The 1,457-nt window shown below is 39.7% G+C and carries 1 protein-coding gene; it reads left to right on the top strand.

Going from position 1 to position 1,457, the window contains the following annotated elements; all coding sequences use genetic code 11:
- Positions 1–82 precede the first annotated feature (82 nt).
- Positions 83–1,429, top strand: a complete 1,347-nt coding sequence (locus CES81_RS13015) for an IS4 family transposase (RefSeq protein WP_089122130.1) — start codon at positions 83–85, stop codon at positions 1,427–1,429.
- The last annotated feature ends 28 nt before the right edge of the window (positions 1,430–1,457 follow it).

Below are 1,457 nucleotides of genomic sequence, written 5' to 3'. Positions count from 1 at the left end.
TCTGTATAAAAATAGACATGAATCACTTCACATCTGTATACTTAAAGTGCCTAAACCCAAATATACAGAGGAGATTCATGCCATGTCTACTATACAATATAACGCCACCAATATTCACCATTCTTTTCATCATTTTTCTAAATTGGTCCATCTTTCTGCCGTTTTACGGCGTTCTAACATTTTTAAAGTGCGTGGTATCCAAACCGAGCTACTTTTTGAATGGTTACTGACGACCATTTTTAATCGTTATTCTATTTTCAGAGCTGAACCGGCAACCACTTTCTCAAAACGGACTGTTAGAAATTGTTTGAATAATGCGCATACTAATTGGCAACGATTGGTTCAACTCGTTGGCGTTCGACTGGCTGAATATGTTCAAAAATTTACGGATTCACGTCGACGACAAGCGTTAATTATTGATGATTCGCTATTCAAACGTGAATTCTCTAAGAAAACGGAATTGTTAGCACGGGTTTTTGATCACGATAAACAGTGTTATTTTAAAGGATTTCGCGCTCTAACCTTAGGTTGGAGCGATGGTAATACCTTCTTACCTTTAAACTTTGCGCTGATGTCATCTCGAAATGCCGAAAACCAAGTCGGTTTATTTAAAGCAACTGATCACCGTTCTTTAGCTGCTCAACGCCGTTCGCAGGCTGTACGCAAAATGAATAATGTCGCACTTGAGTTAGTGGACGCTGCTATTAAGTCGGGCGTTAAAGCTAAATATGTCCTCTTCGACAGTTGGTATGCGTCGCCACAGATGTTTTCTGAACTGCTAAAGCGCCATCGTGATGGAATCGGTATGTTGAAAAAAACTAAGAAAGTCTATTTTCGATATCGTGGTCGGGAAATGGACGTTAAAACTTTGTACAACCTACTTCGCCGTAGTAAGTGGTCAACGAAAACACAGTATTTGTACAGTCCTGTAGTTACGTTTGAAGTCGCTGGTAAGGCGATGCCCATGAAGCTCGTTTTTGTCACTAAACGTGGTCAGACTGACCAATATCTGGTTTTGGCAACGACTAAACTAGCGTTAAGACCGTCTGAAATTATCCAAATGTATGGTCGCCGCTGGCAGATTGAATGTTACTTCAAAGTGGCTAAACAATATCTTCAATTTGATCAAACCCAAATTCAAAGCTATGACGGTTTATGTGGTCACATGGCAATGGTGATATTGAGTTATGATATTTTGGCCTTGGCCCAACGTGAAAACACCGATCAACGGACGCTTGGTGATTTATTTTACGATTATAGTCGACCGTTGCCAGATATAGAGGTTGTGCAGGCCTTAAATTGGTTACTAAAAATGATAACTGGTCTAGGTGAACGATTTGCCATGATGACGGAAGTACTTGATTCAATTTTTGATGAATTTAAAAAGGCATTACCAAGTAGCCTGGTCAGGCTACTTGGTAATGCCTAAAACTGAAAAATACTAATTTCTAATGCCG

It is taken from the genome of Secundilactobacillus pentosiphilus (assembly GCF_002217985.1).
Taxonomy (GTDB): Bacteria; Bacillota; Bacilli; order Lactobacillales; family Lactobacillaceae; genus Secundilactobacillus; species Secundilactobacillus pentosiphilus.
This window is presented reverse-complemented; position numbering and strand designations above follow the sequence as displayed.